Genomic DNA, 21,388 nt, shown 5'->3' with positions numbered 1-21,388 from the left:
CGTCCGTCCATGTATCCATCCCCGGGGAGGGACCGCACCATGGCCTCGCGCCGTCACCACCGCACCGCACTCGCCGTCACGGCCACCCTGCTGACCCTCACCGCCGCCGTCGGCTGCGGCGCCGTCGACAAGGCGCTGGACTGCGTCCGGACCGCCGACGCCATCGCCACGAGCGTCGGCAACCTCCAGCAGGCCATATCCGACGCCTCCGAGGACCCGACCCAGGCGTCGGAAGCCCTGGACCAGATCGACAAGGAACTCAAGGACCTCGGCGACACCACGGACAACGCCGACCTGAGCAAGGCCGTCGACGACCTCCAGGCAGGCGTCACCAACGTCCGAGACTCCATCGAGAAGGGCGACGCCACCCCCGACATCACCCCGGTCACCGACGCCGCCACCGAGATCGGCAAGGTCTGCAGCCCGTGACCGTGCGGCGATAATCGAGGCATGACGCGCCTGATCCTCGCCACCCGCAACGCCGGGAAAATCACCGAACTCCACGCGATCCTCGCCGACGCGGGTCTGACCCACGACCTCGTCGGCGCGGACGCGTACCCGGACATCCCCGACGTCAAGGAAACCGGCGTCACCTTCGCCGAGAACGCCCTCCTCAAGGCCCATGCCCTGGCCCGGGCCACCGGCCACCCCGCCATCGCCGACGACAGCGGCCTCTGCGTCGACGTACTCGGCGGAGCCCCCGGCATCTTCTCGGCCCGCTGGGCCGGCGCACACGGCAACGACAAGGCCAACCTGGACCTGCTCCTCGCCCAGCTCGGCGACATCGCGGACCCCCACCGCGGGGCCTACTTCGCCTGCGCCGCGGCCCTGGCGCTCCCCGACGGCACGGAACGCGTGGTCGAGGGCCGCCTCACGGGCACCCTGCGCCACACCCCGGCCGGCGGCTACGGCTTCGGCTACGACCCGATCCTCCAGCCCGACGGCGAGACCCGGACCTGCGCGGAGCTGACCCCGGCGGAGAAGAACGCGATCAGCCACCGCGGGAAGGCGTTCCGAGCGCTGGTGCCGGTGGTGCGGGAGTTGGTGGGGTGACACACGCCTAGCTAGTGGCCCGTCCTGGCCAGGACGGGCCACTAGGCGTTCGTGCGGCCGGTGGGACTCGAACCCACACGGGATTTCTCCCACGGCGATCTAAACGCCGCTCGGCTGCCAATTACGACACGGCCGCATGCGCCACCCATGCTATCGGGAGGACGTAGTGACCGGTACGCGTGGACCGGTCAGGTTGCCGCTTGACTTCTAGCGCGCCGGTTACGGCACCATGTGGCCGTCAGTGCGTGGCAATTCGGGCATAGGTAGCGCAGGTTCTCTGCCCGGTTGTCGAGCCAGTCGCCGCTGATGTGGTCGATCTGGAGTGTGATCGGCTGTCCCAGCCACTCGCCGGTGTTCCCGCACGATGTGCACCGGTACTCCACGCCGATCTCCTGGAGTGCACGGTGAAGGCGCGTCCGGTTCACGCGCGCGGATCCCTGCGGCATGATCACCAGTGCGCTTGGTGCGATCCGTCGCTGTTCGGGGGGCGCCTGCAGTGCCCCCCAAGTGCGACGTTTGAAGTGAGTTGTGTCCAATTGCATCTGAAGGACTTTGCGCCGGACCCGGCGGTGGTTGGGATCCGTCACTTCAAGACCGAGTGCGCGCATGACATCGGCGAAGCTGATGGCTTCCCGTACCGCAGTGCGCAGCGCTTCTTCCGGGATGGAGACGCGTGCGTTGCGGAAGTGGGATGTATCGACGCCTCTGCTGCGGAGCATTGCGGCCACGCCGCCGCGCGACCGGCCATCATCAGGAACTCCCAGAGCACGCGCTACCCCGCGGACGGAGTCGCTGGAGTCGGCGGCAGCCTGCAATTCCTCGGTGTTGAACAGGAGGCCCAGCTGCGGGCGGTTCATTCCAGGGAAGTGGCTGACGTCGATCCCTGCGGCCGCGATACGGCGGGCGATGTGCGACAGCGTGCCCGTCGCCGGCGTCGCACCGAGCTCGAGGACGACCTCGCGCAGTGATGACGACGATCTCGCAGCAGCGGCGATGGCTGCGTCGGGATATTTGCGCCATGGGCTCCGCTGCTTGAAATGGCTGGTGTCGAGACCAAGCTCCGCGACCTTGCCCTTGAGGACGCGGTGTCTCCCGCCACTCTCCTTCAAGCCCAAGCGCCGCATGAGGTCCGTCCAGTTGCTCGCTGCTGCCACAGCCGGTGCGAGCCTCGCTGGGTCGTACACCTCGGACATCCTGCCTCCGTGTCCGGCCGCGCGTTCACGGCCTCGTACGGAGCAACGAACCGCTTATCGGATAGTCACGTCCGTAATGCGATGAGATGCGGAAGGGTCCGTACCGCTTTGTGGCGGTAGGCCCATCACGCGGGGTGGGTCGGAACTTCGGGTCCGGGCTCTGGGCGTGGACCGGTTCCGCTGCTTCCTCCTCCGTCGCCGCCGAGGGCGGGCAGCCGGCCAGGGGCTGGTTGGCGGTTCCCGTGGGGTGGCGTTCGACCGCATCAGCCAGGCTGACGCCAAGGTCGTGTGAGCCGGATGCCCGATCTTTCCTTCCTTCACCGGCTCTCCTCATGTCGTACCCAGCGGCTAGGATCTGGCGGCGGGGTTTGACCCAGCCGGGACCGGTGAGGTCTCCGGCGGAGTGCGTGCGTGGTTCGAAGGACGGGGCAGTACATGCGGGATGGCCGGTGGACCACGGTCACCGAGTCCGAGTTCGATCATGAGCGCCGTGGCCTGGAGGCGATCCGGCAGAAGCTGCCGGACTCCGACCCCTGGCGGGCCTGGTCGAACTTCACCTTCACCGCCAACACCGGCCACGTCCGTGAGGTCGACCTGCTGGTCGTCGCACCCGGCGGCGTGTGCATGATCGAGCTGAAGGACTGGCACGGCTCGGTCACCTCCGAGAACGGCACCTGGGTCCAGACCACCCCCAGTGGTCACCGCCGCCCCCACGGCAACCCGCTGCATCTGGTCAACCGGAAGGCCAAGGAGCTCGCCGGCCTGCTCGCACAGACCGGCGCCAAGCGGGTCTGGGTCGCCGAGGCCGTCTGCTTCACGGACGACGGCCTGCGCATAAGGTTGCCCGCCCACGATCAGAACGGCGTCCACACCGTCGACGAGCTGGTCGAGATGCTGGGGCAGCCGCCGCGCGATGGATCGAGTTCCGTCGGCTCAGGGGCCACCTGGTGCGTGAGCGGGTGGCCCTTTGTCCGTACGTGCAGCTCCGCCCAGACGGTCTTGCCCGGGGCGGTCCGGCGAGCGCTGACGCCCCAGTCGTCCGCGAGGGCGGCGACCAGAAGCAGGCCCCGGCCGGACTCGGAGAGCGAGTCGGTCGCCGGGGGACTGGTCGGAGGCTGCTTCTCGGCGCGGGTGTCGGTCACCTCGATGCGGAAAGTATCCTCCGCCAGGGTGAGTTGGACGTGGAAGTCCCGGCCGGGGACGTGACCGTGGCGTACGGCGTTGGCGCTGAGTTCGGCCGTGATGAGGGTGAGCGTCTCGTTGACCGGGGTCGTGTACGGGTGGCCCCAGTCGTCCAGGCGGTGCGAGACGAGTCGGCGGGCGAGGCGGGCACCGCGCGGGGTAGAGGTGAAGCGCATGGTGAACTCGCGTTCGGGTGCGGAGTGCTGCGGCATATGCCCGTTCGGGGGAGTTTCTGACTTCATAGAGTCAACGGTGTCGGACTCTGCGTAGCGTTGACCAGGAGTGATGAGCTGACGGGTACGGGCTGTACACACGGTCGGGGCGCTTGTACGCGGTGCTGGGCGTGACCGGGTTTCCGGGCCCCAAGTTGGCTGACTGGGCGGTTGTACGAGAGGAGCTGCGGCGTGGACGACGAGGTTCAGCAGCCGGAGGAGTACGAGGTCGGGACGGGCATGCTGTGCGTGTTCGGGCGGCAGTTGAAGCTGTTCCGGGAGCGGGCGGGCCTGGACCGCGCGAGGCTCGGGTCGCTGACCGGGTACTCGGCTTCGACGATCGCGTCGTTCGAGCAGGGGAGACGTGTCCCGCCGCCAAAGTTCATCGACCAGGCCGATGAAGTGCTGGAGGCGGGTGGGGTCTTGAGTGCGAGCAAGGAGGAGGTGGCTCGGGCTCAGTACCCGGCGTTCTTTCGTGATGCTGCCAAGTTGGAGGCGGAGGCGGTTGAGCTCCATGCGTACGACACTCAGGTGGTCAACGGCCTGTTGCAGATGGAGGAGTACGCGCGGGCGGTATTTGCCATGTGGCAGCCACTGCTGGATGAAGCGGTCATCGAGCAGCGAGTGGCCGCCCGACTGGCACGGCAGGAGATCTTCTCCCGACGCCCGGCGTCACATCTGAGCTTCGTGGTCGAGGAGGCTGTCCTACTCCGGAGACTCGGCGGAGAGGCAATCCGGCGCTGCCAGTTGGAGCACCTCATGCTGATGGCGGAGAAGCGCAACGTGGTGATCCAGGTGATGCCATTGTCCCGCCAGGAACATGCGGGACTCGCTGGAGCGTTCACCTTGATGGAGGTCAAGGATGGGCGCAGGATCGCGTACACGGAGGTACAAGGCGACAGCCGTGTGCACACAGAGCGTCACAAGGTGCGGGAGCTTGAGCGTACGTACGGGATCCTTCGCGCGCAGGCACATACTCCGACAGAATCGTTGACGTTGATCGAGAAGCTGCTGGGAGAGAGATGAGCGGGGAAAAGGCGGGTCCGGACACAGGTGTCCTGGGATGGTTCAAGAGCAGCTACAGCGCTGGCGACGGAGGCCAGTGCGTCGAGATCGCGGCTGGGGTGGGCGCCGTCCACGTCCGCGACTCGAAGGACACCACCCGCGCCGCACTCGCCGTAGAACCCACGGCGTGGGCCGCCTTCGTGGAGTTCGCGGCACGCTGACAGAGGTGGCGCCGATCGCAGGGCCCTCCGGTGGGCGTTGCTTGCCGAAGGCCCTGCGCATCCCGCCTCCACCGCACACCTCCGCCAGTCCCCGGCGCCTCGCTCACCGGACGCCGCGTCGGCGTAGGCCACCACGGCAGTCACGTCCGCCCGCAGGCGCTCGTTTCGTGACGGCGGTCCGCCATACCGGGTGGCCGTCGGCATGGTGTCGGCGTCGGCCTTCACGCCACGGTCACTTTTACTACAAGGTCTCAACTAAGCCTCTACATCATGGCCCTTGCGGCTCGGAGCTACGGTAAATTCCTGCCATGAAGCAGGGTAAAGAGATCGAGCACCCCGAGTCGCGTTTCTTCGCGGTGCTGCTGGCAGCGGCGAAGCTGCCCGGCGTACGTATCCACAGGGAGTCGTACCTCCGAAGTGCGCTCGCCCGGCACTGCTCCGAGGGCGAGATCCGACGAGCGATAGAAGAGACTCCCGCTGCGGCGGGCATCACTGTCGAGCTCCTCGACAAGATCGCCAAGGACTCCATCCGCTACGAGACCGCCAAAGTCAGCGCGCTCTCGGCCGCCGCCGGGATACCCGGCATCCTCGCCCTTCCCGCCACGGTGCCCGCCGACCTGGCCCAGTACGTCGGCCACATGCTGCGTATCGCGCAGAAGCTCGCCTACCTCTACAGCTGGCCCGATCTGTTCTCCGACGAGGGCGATGACGTTGATGACGCGACCATAGGGGTGCTCACGCTGTTCTTCGGCGTGATGTTCGGCACCCAGTCGGCGAACGTCGCCGTGGGGAAGGTCGCCGGGATGATGTCGAAGCAGGTTGCGAAGAAGCTGCCACAGAAGGCGCTCACCAAGGGTGTCATTTACCCGCTCGTGAAGAAGTCCGCGGCTTACCTCGGTGTTCAGATGACCAAGCAGTCCTTTGCGAAGGGCGTCTCCAAGGCCATCCCTGTCGTCGGGGCCGTGGTGTCCGGCGGGCTCACCTTTGCCACCTACCTTCCGATGGCCAAGAGGCTCAAGAAGCACCTCGCCGGCTTGCCGCTGGCGGATCCGTCGCGCCGAGTGGCGGCGGAGGACGTCGTCGACGGCGAGGTAGTCGAAGAACACGAGACATTCGACGCGGCGGACGCTGAACTGCACGACGAGGAGACCGCCGCGGTCAAGCCGGCGGAACCCAGGCCCTGACGCCCTGGTCCGTGACTGGTGCGCCGGTCTCGTCCGTGGGTTGCGGCACGGGCTCCGATGGAGCTGACCGGGCGGTTGTACGAGAGGAACTACGGCGTGGGCGCCGAGGTTCGGCAGCCGGATGGGATCGAGTGGGCGGACGACATCCCGAGCGTCAGAAGTCGTGCAGGCGGCTACGGGGCGACTGGTCCGACGGCGTGGACAACTCGTCCGTGGCTGCTTCGATATCGACGTCGGCCTGGACGCTGCGGAACTGGTCGAGAGTCTCGAGCTCCTGGTCCGTAAAGCCGCCTTCGCTCAGACGAATGGCCTCCGCCAGGAATTGAACGGTCTGCCCGATGCGAACGGCATCCTCGGCGGCGCTGCGGTGGAGCGAGCGATAGGACGTGGCAGTGGGGCCCTGCCAGCCGGTCTCGATGCCGTCGACGATCTCGTCCATGCGCTTGAACTGCTTGCCGAGATACTCGTGCATGTCATCCAGATCGTCTGCCAGCTTCTTCAGCTGTGACGATGTATAAGCGAGTTTGGGCTCATCACCCACGCCGGCCCCCACATTCGAACCTGTGTTGCCATGTTGCCATCCGCAATCGACCCTAGCAACGCTGACACCTTCATAGGCATACGGCGCCACGCACGCCTCCATCGCTCCTGTCGTAGGGGTCGGGCTCCGGAAGGGGCAGCCATGTGGCTGACATGCGACCCGGTGCGTGCAACGGCTCCGCTCACGTAATAAGTAGCATCACGGGAGACTGTGGCTAGGGGGACCATCATCATGCCGGACGAAGACCGCATCACCGTCAGCTTCTCTGCCTTGCAGCAGCTTTCGGGAGATCTGGAGGGGATCCTCCGCGTCCTCAACGAGAAGCTGGACACCTTGTACGAGCGGACCGCCAAAGCCGTACTGAGCTGGGACGGTGAGGCACGTGAGGCGTTCATCGACGAACTGGACAAGTGGAGTCACTCCGCGGACGACCTCAAGGCAACTCAGGCATGGCTCCACGAGGTGGTGGTGAAGGGGCATCTGAACTACGCCGCGGCCAACAAGTCCGTACTTGAAAGCTGGGGAGGCGGCGCCTGATGGCCGGCCCTTCCTCACCCGCCCAGCCGGCGGGCGGCACCATTGATGTCAAGCCGAGCGACCTCTGGTCGGTCTCCGGCCGGGTCGCCACACAGCAGGAGTTCCTGATACGCGGTGCCAACAAGCTTCTGGAGGAGCTGGGCACGTATCCCGATGCAGGAGGCGCCGGCACCGAGGCCGAGAAATTCGCCCAGGTGTACAAGAAGATCGGAAACCGCTGGCTGGAGGTCTGGGGCCGGTCCGTACTCAGTGTCGGTGGCGTGGCCGTCGGGTTCACCGAGACGGCCAATGCCTACACCAGGGCTGACCTGGCGGCCCACCCCAAGCCGAGGAAGACGGCAGAGCAGCGGCCGCGGCCCGCAGTCGTCGACAAGGCTCCGAACTTCGACTCGGTACCCGACATCAAGTGGGGGGACGACGACGGCGGCGACGACATCCTGCGCGGCCTGATGGAGGGCATACCCGAAATCGTCCGGGACATCCTCCAGCCGCTGTGCAAGAACGTCTTCCGGGTGGGGAGGGTGGCTGACGTCCACCCCTTCCCCCAGCAGCACTACCTGAACTCCCTGTGCCACAGTTGGATGAACGTGTCGATCACCGCGTCGTTGGGGGCGGACCAGCTCACTCAGGCCGTGGGTGTCATCACGAACCCGCAGCAGGCCGACTGGGAAGCCGCGATGCGGACCTTCTGCAGCGCCCTGTGGGGAGGGACGGCCTGGGGGCGGCAGCAGCACGGCTACCAGTGGGGGCAGACCGCCAACTCAGGTCCGGGCACGCCCCGCGTCCCCACAGGCAGCGAGCCGGTCCTGGCCGTACTCAAGGACACGGCCGACGACATCGCCACCATCCTGCGCGAGTATGCGGAAGCCGCCGTCGATCTCAACCGAGACGTCGCGGACGAGCTCAAGCTGGCCATGCTGAAGGCGGCCAAGGAGGTCCTCGAGGACCTGAACAAGCCCAAGGGGGTCGGAGGCGTCCTCACCTCCGCCGCAACGGTGATCGGCAAGGGCGCGGGCCTGATCCTGTCATTCGATGTCAAGACGGTGCTGAACATCGACACGGGCCGGCTGAACGGAATCGTCGACAAGTACACCGGCATCCTGGGTGGCCTGACCACACGCATGGAGGCGCTGAAGGGTCCCTTGGACGAGGCCTACCTGAGCGCCCCGAAGTTCGAGGCCGGCGTCGCCCGTGCGCACGGCTTTGGCGCCCGTGCCCTGGAGGAGTTCAAGCACGAGCAGCGATGGACCGAAGCGAGTTCCACCGGCAAGCACACCTTCGACCTGGCGAGCAGTGAGTACCTGGGGGGTGGCCACACCCTGGACAAGCACGTCGGCAAGACCGACGAGCAGCTCGCCCAGCGCCTGCGCGACCAGGCCGATGACAACAACAACTGGCCGGAGCAGCGCAAGCCCTCGATCGGCGGCTCGTCGTCCTTCAAGGACATGGCCGGCGCGCAGCGGCTGACGGAACACAACCTGCGGGCGCGACAGTCCGAGATCGATGCGTGGCTTGCCACCAATCCTCCGGAGGGGAAGACGCAGGGTTTCACGAGCCCGGCCCCCAACGGCGAGGTCAGCGGCCGGTACGTGTCCAAGCAGCCCACTCCCGATCCCCAAGGGTCGGGCACCACGCTCCCGGGGACGGGGTACAAGGACCACGGGCTCAACGCGAAGGCGATCGACGTCAACAACGTGAAAACGATCCTGAAGTACGATTCCAGGCTCGATCCGCCCTACATCATCTACACGTCCATGCCCGCCCCATGACCGACCGACCGGAAGCCGAATGAACCCGATCGACAGCACTGCCTGGGACGCCGCGCTGGAGCGGCTCCTCGACGACGTGTACACCTTCGCGATGACCGGACCCCGACGGCATGACGACTGGGCACGGGACGTCCTGAACGTCATGGACCGGTCGGTCACCGACCCCCGGGGTCGGCGGACGCTGGAGTGGCAGATCGACAAGGAGGGGCGCGAGAACGTCCGGCCTTCCTATCCGTTCCTGCCGCTCACGGCCGAGCAGGTGCACGCCTGGACGTATCCGGTCACGGCCTCTGCCGCCGCTGAGCTGCTCGCCTCTCTGACACAGGAGTGGTTCTTCGAGGCCCGCCCCCTCCGAACGCGCGCCGACCGGGACGATGTGCTGGCCGACGCCCGGACGGTGCTCAGCCGATTCGGCGCCGACGCCGACTTCTTCACCTCCTCCGACCTGGCCCTGACCTCCACCTCGCCGGACTTCCTTGCCGGTGAACTCGCCGGCGGCCGGGCCTTCACCGACCACGTGATGGACCTCGGACTGATCGCCGTGAGCGCGGACGAGGTCGGGATCTTCTGGTCGTTCAACGCGAACTGAGAACACGCACAGGGATCGGGAAGCAACGGAACCTCTCCGATTGCTGAGCTGCCGCCCTCTGACCAGGCGATTTGAGAGGATGCCCCCATGCTGACCCGTTCCGCCTCCTACCCCGACCGTGAGACCGCCCAATGGGCCACCCAACAGGTGGTGACTGCCAACGAGCAGGCCATCCACCGATGGCTGGCCCAGAACACTCGTGCCCGGCTCACCGTCGAGGCCGCCTGGCCGTCCCGCGAGGAGCCCGTGGGCCGGGTCCAGCTGGAGGCCGAGCTGCTGGCCGGGCGCGGGCCCGTCGATGTCCGCGCGGCGCGCGTGGTGCTGCGCCGCGAGCCGTCGAGCCCCCACGGCTTCGTCGTCCACACGACCATCCCGTTCTACCTGTAGGGGCCGCACGCACATGTCCATGAAACCCCTGGAACACGACCGCCGGTACGGCGAGCTGGACCAGGTGATGCGCGCATACCGGGGGCAGCCGGCCGACGACACCCCGGAGCGGCGCAGCCGTGCCCTGGACGCCTACCTCCGTCACACCTGGCACACCCGCCCCTCGGCCATCGCGGAGGCGGAGCGCCAGCTGCGCGAGTACAGCCGCAATCCGCCGGGCCGCGTCCGGCAGGGCCTGGGCGAGTTCTACTCGATCCCGGACACCGGAAAGCCCCAGTCGAACATCGGTGACTGGCTGATGGTGCTGGCCGACCACCTGAAGGGAAGCATCGAGGAGGGCGACGTGCCGGAACCGTCGGCCCCGCAGACGCACTGGGAGTGGCACGCGCGCTTCCCCGAGACCGCACAACTGCTGGGCGGCTGGTTCTCCCAGGACGTCGTCGACGAGTTCCCCGGCCACGATGCCGCCGCCGCGGATTACGCCGACACCACCAACCCGCAGCTGGTCGCCCGCCTCGTGGGCGAACTGCACGAGTTGCTCGCGCTTCCCTTGGACGAGGGGGACTATGCCCTTGCCGCAGCCGAACTCGGCATGGAGGTGAGCCCGCCGGAGCCGTTCTCCCACGGTGCCTGGTTCCGGTCGTTGGCGACGACCCTGTCCGGCATCTGATCCGGGTCGATGGCCGGGGCGGCCGGGCAGCTGATCTTCGACGCGCTCCACGCCCGCAGGCGGCCCGAAGCGGCCCGCACGGACGGTGGGCGAGGGTATACGGGACGGGGGGCGGTGGAAGGACCCGATATGAGGTGCTATGCGCAGGCCGTGCGGGTGACGTTCAGTACGAGGGGGACGAAGAGTGCAGACACCGCGAACCCGCCCGACCTGAATCGGCCGACGCCGTGGGTGTCGTTCCCGCCCGGTCACCGCGGAACCGGATCCGTCCGTGCCACCGGCCGGGACAGCCGGCCCGTCGTACCGGCCGGCCGTACCGCTGAGCCCCGCCCGCACCCCTCGGGCATGCCTCGGGCTTCGGCGGCGGACCCCGGCACGGCATCGAGTGCGAGATCGAGTACGAGCAGCAGCACCGACCACCGTCAGGGAGAGCGAGACCACGCAATGGCTCAGCAGCCCCTCCTCCGCGATGTCATCGACATCAAGGAGTCCATCTCCACCTCGGACTTCGGCGGTCCCTCGCCGAGGCGACGACACCGGAAGGCGCCCAGCACGCGCTCAAGGACTACGTCGTCACCGAGCGGCTGCAGGCCTGAAGGTCGTCTTCGAGGTCGCCGACAAGCTCTACAAGACCAAGCTCCGCCCGTATCTCCTCAGCTCGTACGACATCACCGAGGACGATGTCGAGCAGTACCGCAACCGGCCCGACGCCATCACCGACCCGCAGCGCGCAGGCCGCTGCCAGATGTTCGCCGGCGACAACCCGCTCGTGTGCACCCTGCTGCTGTCCGCGCTCGCGCCCAACGTGCCCGCCCTCGCCGAGCTGACGATCCGGCGGCTCGGCGCACCCATCCCGGGCGCCGACGTCGGCATCATCAAGAACAAGGTCGCCAAGTGGGCGGCCAGGTTCCCCGAGATCAAGGAGACCGGCAGGGTGGCGGCGAGCAGTTGCCGACTTCGAGGGCGCCCGGACTGTGCTGGGCGCGCCGGTGCGTTTCCAGCACAGCACCTGACCGACCTGCCCGAGGAATCACCATGGCACCCCGCTTCGAGACAGCCCGCTTCCACGCCGAGTCCGGGCCGGCTTCCCTGTTCACCCGCGTGCGCCACATCCTGCGCGAGCCGGCGCGGCTGAAGGCCCACGGTGCTCACGTGATCGAGCGTCTCCAGCAGCGCAACGCGCCCGTCGAGGAGCTGACGGCGTTCGACCCGGATCACTGGGACCTGGTCTCGGCCGACGTACGCACCGATACCGGCAAATGGGTCAAGTCGACCTGGCGGGTCCATGCGGATGGCCGGGACTGGTGGGTGGTGATCGGGCTGGGCAACGCACTGGTCACCGTGATCGAGGTGGATCCCTGGAGGCGCGGCCAGGGCGAGCGTGTCGTCACCGAGGGACCGCTGCACGCACACGTCGAACGTGTCAACCAGGACCTCATGCGCGGCTGAAGGCCGTAGGCGCGCGCCGAGGGAAGCCCCGCCATCCGGGTACTCCCCGATGGCGGGCCCTCCGGCGAGGGGCGTGGGTCAGAACTTCGGGTCCGGGCTCTGGGCGTGGACCAGTTCGGCCGCTTCTTCTTCCGTCTCCACCGAGGGCGGGGAGCCGGCCAGGGGCTGGTTGGCGGTTTCCTTCATGCAGGCCACCGCGATCACACCGACCAGGGCCGCCGCCATCGCGTAGTACGCGGGCATCAGGTTCGAGCCGCTCCAGCTGATCAGCGCGGTGATCACCAGCGGGGTCGTACCGCCGAAGAGCGAGGCCGAGAGGTTGTAGCCGACCGACAGGGAGCCGTAGCGGACGTTCGTCGGGAACAGGGCCGGGAGGGCGGCGGACATCGTGCCCAGCAGGCAGACCAGGGACAGGCCCATCATCAGCATGCCGATGATGATCGCGGGGATGCTGCCCTGGCGGATCAGGAGGAAGGACGGCAGGGAGAGGAAGAGGAAGCCGAGCATGCCCGTCATCAGGAGCGGCTTGCGGCCGAAGCGGTCGGAGAGCTTGCCGAACTGGTTGATGATCAGCATCAGGAAGACCATGACGCCGAGCAGGATGAGCAGGCCGTGGGTCTCGCTGTAGCCGAGTTCGTCCGACAGGTACGTCGGCATGTACGACAGCAGCATGTAGTCGGTGATGTTGTACGCGCCGACCAGGGCGATGCAGAGGATCAGCGTCGGCCAGTACTGGCGGAAGATCTTGGCGAGGTCGCCCTTGGCGGTGGTCTCGACGTGGTCGGTGGCCTCTGTGGCGTGGGTGGTGCCGCCCTCGAGCTTCTGGAAGGCGGGGGTCTCGTCGAGGCGCAGTCGCAGGTAGAGGCCTACGAGGCCGAGGGGTCCGGCGACGAGGAACGGGATGCGCCAGCCCCAGGACTCCATCTGGCCGGTGTCCAGGACGGCGTACAGGAGGGTGACGAGCCCGGCGGCGCCGACGTAGCCGGCGAGGGTGCCGAATTCGAGGAAGGCTCCGAAGAAGCCGCGGCGTTTGTCGGGGGCGTACTCGGCGATGAAGGTCGAGGCGCCGCCGTACTCGCCGCCGGTGGAGAAGCCCTGGAGCATCCGGAAGAAGATCAGCAGGACGGCGGCCCAGACGCCGATGGTGTCGTGGGAGGGGATGAGGCCGATCGCGAAGGTGCCGATCGCCATAAGGATCATGGTGAGGGCCAGGACCTTCTTGCGGCCGATCTTGTCACCCATGGGGCCGAAGAACATGCCGCCGAGCGGGCGGACGAGGAAGGCCACGGCGAAGGTCGCGAACGACGAGAGGAGCTGGGTGGTGTCGTTCCCGGAAGGGAAGAAGACATGTCCGATGGTGACGGCCAGGTAGGAGTAGATGCCGAAGTCGAACCACTCCATGGCGTTACCGAGCGACGCCGCCTTCACCGCGCGCCTGACCGCCTGGTCGTCGGTGACGGTGATGTCGGTCCGACGGAGTCTGGGGTTCCGGCGCTTCCGGATGGCGCGGAAGAGCGCCGGGTGGCGTTTGACCGCATCCGGGTCGGCCGCCTGATGGGGGTCGGAGGCCGCCATGGCCGGTTCCTTTCGTTGAACGGTGTTCCAGGAAAGGCTTCTGCGCAGTCATGGCGGTTGCAAACCGAATCAACAGGCGAATGCGATCTCGCTCACATCTTTTCCGGTCGAGATCCCCACGGACAGGGGTCAGATTCCGAGGTCCTTGATGATCTTGGCGACGTGGCCGGTCGCTTTGACGTTGTAGAGGGCCCTCTCCACCTTGCCCTCTTCGTCGACCACGAACGTGGACCGGATGACGCCCGTCACCACTTTGCCGTAGAGCTTCTTCTCGCCGTACGCGCCGTAGGCCTCCAGAGTCTCCTTGGAGGGGTCGCCGACCAGTGTGACCTTCAGGTTCTCCTTCTCGCGGAACTTCGAGAGCTTCTCCGGCTTGTCCGGCGACACGCCGATGACGTCGTAGCCCGCGCCGGCGAGGAGGTCCAGGTTGTCCGTGAAGTCGCAGGCCTGCTTGGTGCAGCCGGGGGTGAGTGCGGCGGGGTAGAAGTAGACGATGACCTTGCGGCCCTTGTGGTCCGCGAGCGAGACCTCGTTGCCGTCGGCGTCCGGAAGGGTGAAGGCGGGGGCGGTGTCGCCGGTCTGGAGTCGCTCGCTCATGTTTCTCCTCGAGTGGCACGCGGGGTGTGTGGCACCGAGCGTAATAGGGGGTGCCGCCGGGTGTAGGGGCGGCCGAGCTGACAGACTGTCGATGAAGGTTTACCCGACGACGACCACGGAGGCGGCGCAGTGTCGGATACGAGGACCCCTGCGCAGATCGAGGCGGACATCATCAGCAGGCGTGAGCAGCTTGCGGTGGTGCTGGACGAGATCGGGGTGCGGGTGCACCCGAAGACGATGATCGGTGACGCGAAGGCCAAAGTCGCGTCGACGGTGGACCGGACGGCGGGGCGCGCGTTCGTCGCGGTCAACCGTTCGGTTTCCGACGTGAAGGCGCAGTTCGTGGCCGAGGACGGTTCGCCGCGGCTCGAGCGCGTGATTCCGGCGGCGCTGGTGGTGGCCGGCGCGGTGGCGTTGCTGACCGTGTCCGCGCGGCGCAGGAAGCGCTGAGCGCGGTTCCGGGCGGGCCCTGGGGCGTGTGGACCGGGTCGGGGCAGGTAGGTTTCGGGACGTGAGCGACAACGGCATGAGCACCACTGACGACAAGCTGCCGATCCGGATGCTGCACGACCGCGTCCTGGTCCGGTCCGATTCGCCCGAGGGTGAGCGGCGGTCGGGCGGTGGCATCCTGATTCCGGCGACGGCGGCGGTCGGCCGGCGTCTGGCGTGGGCCGAGGTGGTCGCGGTGGGCCAGAACGTGCGGACCGTGGAGCCGGGTGACCGGGTGCTGTACGACCCCGAGGACCGTGCCGAGGTCGAGGTGCGGGGTGTGGCGTACGTGTTGATGCGGGAGCGGGATCTGCATGCGGTGGCGGCGGACCGGTTCGAGGGTTCGGTGGATTCGACCGGGCTGTATTTGTAGGTAGGTGTGGGGTGAGTGGGCCTGGTGACCGTTGTCACCAGGCTTTTCTGCTGTTTGTTGCTACGGTGGTGTGTCCCCGACGAGACGCGCCGTACCGGGTTTCCGCAAAGACGACGCACCCGTGTTGTTCGCGTGTTTCGCGTGTTTCGTCGTGGAGGTGCCGTTGTGGCGTGGGTGCTGTTGATCGTGGCTGGTCTGCTGGAAGTGGGCTGGTCGATCGGGATGAAGTACACCGAGGGGTTCACTCGGTTGTGGCCCAGTGTGTTCACCGGTCTGGGGATCGTGGCCAGCATGGTGCTGTTGTCGCAGGCGGCGAAGACGTTGCCGATCGGTACGGCGTACGGCGTGTGGGTGGGGATCGGTGCGGCCGGTGCGGCGGTGCTGGGCATGGTCGTGTTGAACGAGCCGGTGACCGCCGCCCGTATTTTCTTCGTCTGTCTGTTGCTGGTGGCTGTGGTGGGGCTGAAGGCGACGTCGGGGCATTAGTTCAGGGGCGGTCGGGGCCGAGGAGGTGCTGGCCGTCCCTTTCGTCTGTCCCGGTCCTGTGGTCCGCGCCCGTCGTGTCGTCCTGTCGGCCGGCGGGGCGGCCGTCGGTGGCTTCCCGGGTGGCGGTGGTGGGGGTGCGTGTGGGGGCGGGGGTGGCGGTGCGGGGTGTGCGCGGGGCCCGGGTGGTGTCGGAGGGGCCGTCGGGTGTGCGGGAGCGGGTGCTGTCCTGTCCTTCGCGGGAGTTTTCGCGGGAGCCTCCGGTGACGGGTTCTTCGGTGTCGCCATCGTCTGCGCCGTCCCGTGGTGGCCTGGTGCCTCTGGCCTCCTCGGTGTCCTCGTCCTCCGCGCTCTCGTCCGGGTCGGGCTCTTCGGGGCCTTCGTCGGCCTCCAGCTCGAAGTCCTGGACCTCGCTGCCTTCGAGTGCGGCCCGGGTGTAGGCGGCCCAGGTCTGGGCGGGTGCGCCGCCGCCGTTCATGCGGGCCAGGCCGAGCGCGCCGTACAGGGGCTTCTGGACGCCGGTGCGGGGGTCCTGGCCCATGACGGCGATGACGGTGGCGAGGTCGGGGGTGTAGCCGGCGAACCAGGCGGCCTTGTCCTCCTCGGCGGTGCCCGTCTTGCCCGCGGCGGGGCGGCCCGCGCCCTGGGCGGCGGTGCCGGTGCCGCCGTCGATGACGCTCCGCAGGACGGAGGTGGTGGTGTCGGCGGCTTCGCGGCTGATGGCCCGTCGGGTGGTGCGGGCGGGGAGTTCGAGCGCGGTGGCGTTCTTGCTGATCTTGGCGACGAGGGTGTGGGCGCGCTGTCTGCCGTGGTCGGCGAGGGTGGCGTAGGCCGAGGCCATGTCGACGACGCTGGCGGTGGCGGGGCCGAGCGCGATGGAGGGGGAGGCGGTGAGGTCGGGGGTGTCCTGGGGGATGCCGAGGGCGATCGCGGTGTCCTTGACCGTGTCGGGGCCGACGTCCTGGGCCATCTGGGCGTAGACGGCGTTGACGGATTTGTCGGTGGCTTCGCGGACGGTGATGGAGCCGTAGTCGACGTCGTCCTCGTTGGCGGGGGCGTAGCCGGTGGAGCCGGCGGCGCTCTGGACGGTGCGTTCGTTGGTGCCGTCGTAGCGGGTGTTGGGGGTGATGGCGCGGCTTTTCCGGGTGGTGGACCCGTTGGCGAGGGCGGCGGCGAGGACGAACGGTTTGAAGGTGGATCCGACCTGGTAGTCGCGGCGGGTCGCGTTGTTGACGTACTGCTTGGTGTAGTCGATGCCGCCGTAGAGGGCGACGACGTGTCCGGTGGCGGGGTCGATGGAGGCGCCGCCGGCGCGGACGTTGCGGTCGGCTTCGCGGTCGTCGCTGGTCTTGGACAGGACGTTGTCCTGGACGGCTTCGACGAGGGCGTCCTGCTTCTTTTTCTGGAGTGTGGTGGTGATGCGGTAGCCGCCGGTGGCGAGGGTGTCCTCGTCGATGATCTTGTTGTCGGTGAGGTAGTCCTCGACGGCCTGGACGATGTAGCCGCGCTGGCCGGAGAGTGCGGTGGCGGGCTTGGCCTCGCCGGGGACGGGGAAGGTCATGGCGTCGCGGTCGGCCGGGGTGAGCCAGTGGTGTTTGACCATGCCGTCCAGTACGTAGTCCCAGCGGGCGAGCACGGTCTTCTTGTTCTCGGGGTGGGCGACGACGTCGTAGGAGCTGGGGGCGTTGAGCAGGGAGGCGAGGTAGGCGCCTTCGCCGGCGTCGAGGTCTTCGACGTCCTTGCCGTAGTAGGCGTGGGAGGCGGCCTGGATGCCGTAGGCGTTGCGTCCGAAGTAGCTGGTGTTGAGGTAGCCCTCGAGGATCTCGTCCTTGCTCTGTTCGCGGTCGAGCTTGATGGAGATGAAGAATTCCTTGGCCTTGCGGACGACGGTCTGTTCCTGGCCGAGGTAGTAGTTCTTGACGTACTGCTGGGTGATCGTGGAGCCGCCCTGTCTGCCCTTGCCGGTGACGGTGTTCCAGCCGGCGCGGAGGGTGGCCTTGATGTCGATGGCGTCCTCGGAGTAGAAGTCCCGGTCCTCGGCGGCGAGTACGGCGTGCTGGATGGTGCGGGGGATGCGGCGGAGGGGGATGTTCTCGCGGTTGATCTCGCCGTCGCGGGCGATGACGGTGCCGTCCTCGTACAGGTAGACGTTGGACTGGGCGGTGGCGGTGGCGTTGGCGGCGGGGATGCCGACGAGCTGGTAGCCGGCGATGAAGCCGCCGACGAGGAGCAGGGCGAGGAGTAGTACGCCGCCGAGGGTCATGCGCCAGGTGGGAAGGGCCCGGCGCCAGCCGGTGCGCTTGGGCCGCTCGGGGCGTTTCGCGCGCCCCTTGGTGGTGTGTGCGCTGTTCGGGTGCTGGGGGTCGGGGGTGGGGGCGGCGGCCGAGGGGTCTCGGGGGGCCCATCCCTCGGAGCCCTGCTGACCAGGGTCTCCGCCGTGCTGCGGTGGCTCGTGGCTCATGACTGTGGAGGCTCCTCGACTGCGGATGATTTTCCTATAGTGCACTTTTCGGGCGGATAACCTTCGGACCCTCGCGCGGATCCTTCACGGAATTAGGGTCGCTGCGGCCGGTCGCCGTGGACTAAGGTCGTGCGCTTTGGCGGAAAGAGGGAGGGCGAGGTGCGGCTCTATGCCGTGGTGGCGGCCGGTGGGTTCCGGCGGTATGCCACGTACCGGATGGCGACGCTCGCGGGGGTGTTCACCAACACCGTCTTCGGTTTCATCCTGGCGTACACCTACATCGCCCTGTGGGACGAGCGTCCGCACCTCGGCGGTTATGACCTGTCACAGGCGCTGACCTATGTGTGGCTGGGTCAGGCCCTGCTGATGACCTGCGCGATGATGGGCGGCGGCTTCGAGGACGAGTTGATGGAGCGGATCCGTACGGGTGACATCGCGGTCGATCTGTACCGGCCCGTCGATCTGCAGCTGTGGTGGCTGGCGGGGGACCTGGGCCGGGCCGCGTTCCATCTGCTGGGTCGCGGGATCGTGCCGATGGTGCTGGGGGCCATGGCCTTCGATCTGGCGCTGCCCGGTTCGCCCTGGACGTGGCTCGCCTTCCTGGTGTCCGTGGCGCTCGGGGTCGTGGTGAGTTTCGGGGTGCGTTTCCTGGTGTCGCTGTCGGCGTTCTGGCTGATGGACGGGGCGGGGGCGATGCAGATGGCCTGGCTGGCGGGGCTGTTCTTCTCCGGGATGTTGCTGCCGCTGCCGCTGTTCCCCGGTGCGCTGGGGGAGGTGGCGAGGGTGTTGCCGTGGTCGTCGCTGCTCCAGGTGCCGGCCGATGTGTTCCTCGGCCGGTACGCGGGCTGGGATCTGCTGCGGGCGTACGCCTTCCAGGCGGGCTGGGCCGTGGCGTTGCTGCTCGCGGGGCGGTTGCTGCAGTCGGTGGCGACGAGGAGGGTGGTGGTCCAGGGTGGCTGAGGTGCGGGCCGAGGTGGTCGCGGTCGCGGAGCCGGAGAGCGCGTTCGCCGAGCGGTCGCGGCTGGTCGAGGGGGTGCGGGCGTACGGGCTGATCGTGGCGATGTGGCTGCGGTCGACGATGGCGTACCGCGCGTCGTTCGTGATGACGGCCGTCGGGAACTTCGTGGCCACGGGGTTCGACTTCGTCACGATCGTGCTGATGTTCGGGCATGTGGACGTGCTGGGCGGATTCACCCTGCCGGAGGTCGCGTTGCTGTACGGGACGTCGGCGACCGCGTTCGGGCTGTGCGATCTGTTGCTGGGGTCGATGGAGCGGCTGGGGCGGCGGGTGCGGGACGGGACGCTGGACACGTTGCTGGTGCGGCCCGTCCCGGTGCTGGCGCAGGTGGCGGCGGACCGGTTCGCGTTGCGGAGGCTGGGGCGGATCACGCAGGGGCTGGTGGTGCTGGGCTATGCGCTGGTCACGCTGGACATCGCGTGGTCGCCGGTGAAGGTGGTGATGCTGCCGCTGATGGTGCTGAGTGGCGCGGCCATCTTCGGGGCGGTGTTCGTGGCGGGTGCGGCGTTCCAGTTCTACGTCCAGGACGCGGCGGAGGTGCAGAGCGCGTTCACGTACGGGGGGACGACGCTGCTGCAGTATCCGCCGTCGGTCTTCGCGAAGGACCTGGTGCGCGGGGTGACGTTCGTGGTGCCGCTGGCGTTCGTGAGCTGGCTGCCGGCCCTGTACGTGCTGGGCCGGGACTATCCGCTGGACCTGCCCCGGTGGGTGGCGTTCCTGCCGCCGGTGGTGGCGGTGGGGTGCTGGGTGCTCGCGGGGCTGGCGTGGCGGGCGGGGCTGCGGGCGTACCGCAGTACGGGAAGCTGAGGAGTGGGTGTGGACGACATGGACTTCATCGAGCTCGACGGCGTCGAGAAGGTCTTCGACGTGCGGCGCAGGACGGGGTTCCTGCGCCGTGAACGGCGTGAGGTGCGGGCGGTGGACGGCATCAGTTTCCGGGTGCCGCGTGGGGAGATGGTCGGGTACATCGGTCCGAACGGGGCGGGGAAGTCGACGACGATCAAGATGCTGACGGGCATTCTCACGCCGAGCGGCGGCCGGCTGCGGGTCGCGGGGATCGATCCTTCGCGGGAGCGTACGAAGCTGGCGCACCGGATCGGTGTGGTGTTCGGGCAGCGTACGACGCTGTGGTGGGACCTTCCGTTGCGTGATTCGTACCGGCTGATGCATCGGATGTACCGGATCCCGGACAGCCGTTACCGGGAGAATCTGGACCGGTGTGTCGAACTGCTGGATCTGGGTGCCCTGTTGGACGTCCCGGTGCGTCAGCTGTCGCTTGGGCAGCGGATGCGGGGCGACATCGCGGCGGCGCTTCTGCATGATCCGGAGGTGCTGTATCTGGACGAGCCGACGATCGGGCTCGATGTGGTCTCCAAGGCCAAGGTGCGGGGCTTCCTGCGGGACTTGAACGCGGAGCGGTCCACGACGGTGCTGCTGACCACGCACGACCTGACCGATATCGAGCAGTTGTGCGAGCGGGTGATGGTGATCGACCACGGGCGTCTGATGTACGACGGCGCCCTCGCGGGGCTGCACGAGGTCGGCAGGAGCGAGCGGACGCTGGTCGTGGACCTGGAGCGGGAGCTTCCGCCGATCGAACTCGGGTCGGAGCCTTCGGCGCGGGTGGTGAAGGTGGAGGGGCCCCGCCAGTGGCTGGCGTTTCCGGCGTCGGCGTCGGCCGCCCCGCTGGTGGCGCGTATCGCGGCGGACTATCCGCTGGTCGATCTGTCGGTGCGGGAGCCGGACATCGAGTCCGTGATCGCGAAGATGTACGTGTCGGATCCGAGCCGCTGAAGCGCTCGGATCCGAGCCCGTGGAGCCGGCTACACGCAGACCGGTGCTTCGGGATAGGAGCAGCCCGGGTAGGTGTCGCCCTCGTACTCGATTCCGCCCTCCATCGTCTGGTCGCACTCGGGGCAGGAGACGACGAAGTGCGGATTGACGCGAAGGAAGGCCGCGTTCTTCAGCCCGAAGATCGACCTCAGCGCATCCGCCCCGTGTTCCTGGATTCCATGGCGCAGGAATTCGAACGCACCGAATGTGTGGCCGGAGGAGCACTGGAACGCGGCGAACCGGAAGCGGCCGAGGTTGTCGATTCCCAGCTCGGATTCGATTCTGTACCTCTCTTCGTCCGACACCGGCTCGAGCTTTGACGCCTTGACGCGCTCAGGGGTCCAGTGCAGGTCGCTGAGGATGCGTGCCTGATTCCGGGAGAGGTAGAACGATGCCTTCCTGCCGCTCCTGATGAGCTCCTGGACGATGGCCACGACATCTTCGTCGTCCGCCGAGAAGGCGACCTTTCCGTCTTTCACGACGGCTTCGATGTGGGTCAGCAGTGAGTTGTCCATGTCGCATCCTTCCGGGGCTTTCACCCTGGATCCGGTGGTGTGGTCGCGGGCC

At 67.8% G+C, this 21,388-nt stretch carries 24 protein-coding genes, 1 tRNA gene, 2 pseudogenes and 1 riboswitch; of the genes and pseudogenes, 19 read left to right on the top strand and 8 right to left on the bottom strand.

Translation table 11 applies throughout. The features are described 5' to 3' along the window. Positions 1–39 precede the first annotated feature (39 nt). Both ACFYQ5_RS22830 and rdgB read left to right on the top strand, forming a co-directional pair. Positions 40–429, top strand: a complete 390-nt coding sequence (locus ACFYQ5_RS22830; protein WP_389199891.1) for a hypothetical protein — start codon at positions 40–42, stop codon at positions 427–429. 21 nt (positions 430–450) lie between these two features. Continuing rightward, complete coding sequence (rdgB, locus tag ACFYQ5_RS22825) at positions 451–1,053, top strand: RdgB/HAM1 family non-canonical purine NTP pyrophosphatase (RefSeq protein ID WP_389199889.1); 603 nt, start codon at positions 451–453, stop codon at positions 1,051–1,053. A gap of 52 nt (positions 1,054–1,105) precedes the next feature. Here the strand turns inward: rdgB and ACFYQ5_RS22820 are convergent. Beyond that, a tRNA-Leu gene (locus ACFYQ5_RS22820) sits at positions 1,106–1,189 on the bottom strand. Between the two features lie 52 nt (positions 1,190–1,241). Further along, the gene (locus ACFYQ5_RS22815) at positions 1,242–2,246 is read right to left on the bottom strand and encodes an HNH endonuclease signature motif containing protein (RefSeq protein WP_389199887.1); all 1,005 of its coding nucleotides are present in this window, start codon (positions 2,244–2,246) and stop codon (positions 1,242–1,244) included. Positions 2,247–2,681: 435 nt separating this feature from the next. Here ACFYQ5_RS22815 and ACFYQ5_RS22810 point away from each other — a divergent pair. Beyond that, positions 2,682–3,161 (top strand): annotated as a pseudogene (locus ACFYQ5_RS22810) (NERD domain-containing protein); the annotation flags it as partial. Here the strand turns inward: ACFYQ5_RS22810 and ACFYQ5_RS22805 are convergent. Continuing rightward, a complete protein-coding gene (locus ACFYQ5_RS22805; protein WP_389200089.1) occupies positions 3,101–3,640 on the bottom strand; it encodes an ATP-binding protein in 540 nt (179 codons plus the stop codon). The pseudogene ACFYQ5_RS22810 and the gene ACFYQ5_RS22805 sit on opposite strands and share 61 nt — an antisense overlap. A 192-nt stretch (positions 3,641–3,832) precedes the next feature. On the opposite strand from ACFYQ5_RS22805, the gene ACFYQ5_RS22800 reads away from it, so the two are divergent. From ACFYQ5_RS22800 to ACFYQ5_RS22790, 3 genes are all read left to right on the top strand, one after another. Continuing rightward, entirely contained in the window at positions 3,833–4,666 is an 834-nt protein-coding gene (locus ACFYQ5_RS22800; RefSeq protein WP_389199885.1) for a helix-turn-helix domain-containing protein, read from the top strand. Beyond that, the gene (locus ACFYQ5_RS22795) at positions 4,663–4,866 is read left to right on the top strand and encodes a DUF397 domain-containing protein (protein WP_389199884.1); all 204 of its coding nucleotides are present in this window, start codon (positions 4,663–4,665) and stop codon (positions 4,864–4,866) included. Before ACFYQ5_RS22800 ends, ACFYQ5_RS22795 begins: the two co-directional genes overlap by 4 nt. A gap of 308 nt (positions 4,867–5,174) precedes the next feature. Beyond that, a complete protein-coding gene (locus ACFYQ5_RS22790) occupies positions 5,175–6,050 on the top strand; it encodes a hypothetical protein (protein WP_389199882.1) in 876 nt (291 codons plus the stop codon). A 154-nt stretch (positions 6,051–6,204) separates the two neighbouring features. Here ACFYQ5_RS22790 and ACFYQ5_RS22785 read toward each other — a convergent pair whose 3' ends face one another. Then, the gene (locus ACFYQ5_RS22785) at positions 6,205–6,681 is read right to left on the bottom strand and encodes a WXG100 family type VII secretion target (protein ID WP_389199881.1); all 477 of its coding nucleotides are present in this window, start codon (positions 6,679–6,681) and stop codon (positions 6,205–6,207) included. 141 nt (positions 6,682–6,822) lie between these two features. On the opposite strand from ACFYQ5_RS22785, the gene ACFYQ5_RS22780 reads away from it, so the two are divergent. The 7 genes and pseudogenes from ACFYQ5_RS22780 (at position 6,823) to ACFYQ5_RS22750 (ending at position 11,992) form a co-directional block, all read left to right on the top strand. Next, positions 6,823–7,128 (top strand): WXG100 family type VII secretion target, encoded by a 306-nt coding sequence (locus tag ACFYQ5_RS22780; protein ID WP_389199879.1) that lies wholly within the window; start codon positions 6,823–6,825, stop codon positions 7,126–7,128. Continuing rightward, on the top strand, positions 7,128–8,897 hold the full coding sequence (locus tag ACFYQ5_RS22775) for an RNase A-like domain-containing protein (RefSeq protein ID WP_389199877.1): 1,770 nt from the start codon (positions 7,128–7,130) through the stop codon (positions 8,895–8,897). Before ACFYQ5_RS22780 ends, ACFYQ5_RS22775 begins: the two co-directional genes overlap by 1 nt. Before the next feature lie 19 nt (positions 8,898–8,916). Beyond that, positions 8,917–9,486: a hypothetical protein gene (locus ACFYQ5_RS22770; RefSeq protein WP_389199875.1), complete on the top strand. Its 570-nt coding sequence runs from the start codon at positions 8,917–8,919 to the stop codon at positions 9,484–9,486. Between the two features lie 87 nt (positions 9,487–9,573). Then, on the top strand, positions 9,574–9,873 hold the full coding sequence (locus tag ACFYQ5_RS22765) for an RNase A-like domain-containing protein (RefSeq protein WP_381259819.1): 300 nt from the start codon (positions 9,574–9,576) through the stop codon (positions 9,871–9,873). Positions 9,874–9,886: 13 nt separating this feature from the next. Next, positions 9,887–10,543 (top strand): contact-dependent growth inhibition system immunity protein, encoded by a 657-nt coding sequence (locus tag ACFYQ5_RS22760; protein WP_389199873.1) that lies wholly within the window; start codon positions 9,887–9,889, stop codon positions 10,541–10,543. A 592-nt stretch (positions 10,544–11,135) separates the two neighbouring features. Beyond that, a pseudogene (locus ACFYQ5_RS22755) lies at positions 11,136–11,501 on the top strand (hypothetical protein); the annotation flags it as partial. 194 nt (positions 11,502–11,695) lie between these two features. Beyond that, positions 11,696–11,992: a hypothetical protein gene (locus ACFYQ5_RS22750; protein ID WP_389199871.1), complete on the top strand. Its 297-nt coding sequence runs from the start codon at positions 11,696–11,698 to the stop codon at positions 11,990–11,992. Positions 11,993–12,070: 78 nt separating this feature from the next. Here ACFYQ5_RS22750 and proP read toward each other — a convergent pair whose 3' ends face one another. Together proP and bcp are read right to left on the bottom strand one after the other, a co-directional pair. Continuing rightward, positions 12,071–13,567 carry a glycine betaine/L-proline transporter ProP gene (gene proP, locus ACFYQ5_RS22745; protein ID WP_389199870.1) on the bottom strand — a complete coding sequence of 499 codons (1,497 nt, stop codon included), beginning with the start codon at positions 13,565–13,567 and terminating at the stop codon, positions 12,071–12,073. 129 nt (positions 13,568–13,696) lie between these two features. Next, entirely contained in the window at positions 13,697–14,164 is a 468-nt protein-coding gene (gene bcp, locus ACFYQ5_RS22740; RefSeq protein WP_389199868.1) for a thioredoxin-dependent thiol peroxidase, read from the bottom strand. Positions 14,165–14,293: 129 nt separating this feature from the next. Between bcp and ACFYQ5_RS22735 the strand changes: the two genes are divergently transcribed. The 3 genes from ACFYQ5_RS22735 (at position 14,294) to ACFYQ5_RS22725 (ending at position 15,512) form a co-directional block, all read left to right on the top strand. Beyond that, complete coding sequence (locus ACFYQ5_RS22735; protein ID WP_389199866.1) at positions 14,294–14,614, top strand: DUF3618 domain-containing protein; 321 nt, start codon at positions 14,294–14,296, stop codon at positions 14,612–14,614. A 76-nt stretch (positions 14,615–14,690) separates the two neighbouring features. Then, a complete protein-coding gene (locus tag ACFYQ5_RS22730; RefSeq protein WP_351276788.1) occupies positions 14,691–15,026 on the top strand; it encodes a co-chaperone GroES in 336 nt (111 codons plus the stop codon). A gap of 53 nt (positions 15,027–15,079) precedes the next feature. Continuing rightward, positions 15,080–15,146, top strand: a riboswitch (guanidine-III (ykkC-III) riboswitch). Positions 15,147–15,191: 45 nt separating this feature from the next. Next, the gene (locus tag ACFYQ5_RS22725; protein WP_033298982.1) at positions 15,192–15,512 is read left to right on the top strand and encodes a multidrug efflux SMR transporter; all 321 of its coding nucleotides are present in this window, start codon (positions 15,192–15,194) and stop codon (positions 15,510–15,512) included. A gap of 1 nt (position 15,513) precedes the next feature. On the opposite strand, the gene ACFYQ5_RS22720 is transcribed toward ACFYQ5_RS22725, so the two are convergent. Then, on the bottom strand, positions 15,514–17,970 hold the full coding sequence (locus tag ACFYQ5_RS22720; RefSeq protein ID WP_389199864.1) for a transglycosylase domain-containing protein: 2,457 nt from the start codon (positions 17,968–17,970) through the stop codon (positions 15,514–15,516). 159 nt (positions 17,971–18,129) lie between these two features. On the opposite strand from ACFYQ5_RS22720, the gene ACFYQ5_RS22715 reads away from it, so the two are divergent. The 3 genes from ACFYQ5_RS22715 to ACFYQ5_RS22705 are packed head-to-tail and all read left to right on the top strand — an operon-like array spanning position 18,130 to position 20,782. Further along, positions 18,130–18,930: an ABC transporter permease gene (locus ACFYQ5_RS22715; RefSeq protein ID WP_389199863.1), complete on the top strand. Its 801-nt coding sequence runs from the start codon at positions 18,130–18,132 to the stop codon at positions 18,928–18,930. Beyond that, entirely contained in the window at positions 18,923–19,795 is an 873-nt protein-coding gene (locus ACFYQ5_RS22710; RefSeq protein ID WP_389199861.1) for an ABC transporter permease, read from the top strand. Before ACFYQ5_RS22715 ends, ACFYQ5_RS22710 begins: the two co-directional genes overlap by 8 nt. Before the next feature lie 18 nt (positions 19,796–19,813). Continuing rightward, a complete protein-coding gene (locus tag ACFYQ5_RS22705) occupies positions 19,814–20,782 on the top strand; it encodes an ATP-binding cassette domain-containing protein (protein ID WP_389200087.1) in 969 nt (322 codons plus the stop codon). Positions 20,783–20,811: 29 nt separating this feature from the next. Here ACFYQ5_RS22705 and ACFYQ5_RS22700 read toward each other — a convergent pair whose 3' ends face one another. Next, entirely contained in the window at positions 20,812–21,336 is a 525-nt protein-coding gene (locus tag ACFYQ5_RS22700) for a hypothetical protein (protein ID WP_389199859.1), read from the bottom strand. Between the last annotated feature and the right edge of the window lie 52 nt (positions 21,337–21,388).

The sequence above is a fragment of the Streptomyces sp. NPDC005794 genome, from assembly GCF_042871445.1.
Classification (GTDB): Bacteria; Actinomycetota; Actinomycetes; order Streptomycetales; family Streptomycetaceae; genus Streptomyces.
Note: the sequence above shows the minus strand (reverse complement) of the source record. Positions and strands in the feature narration are given on the sequence as shown.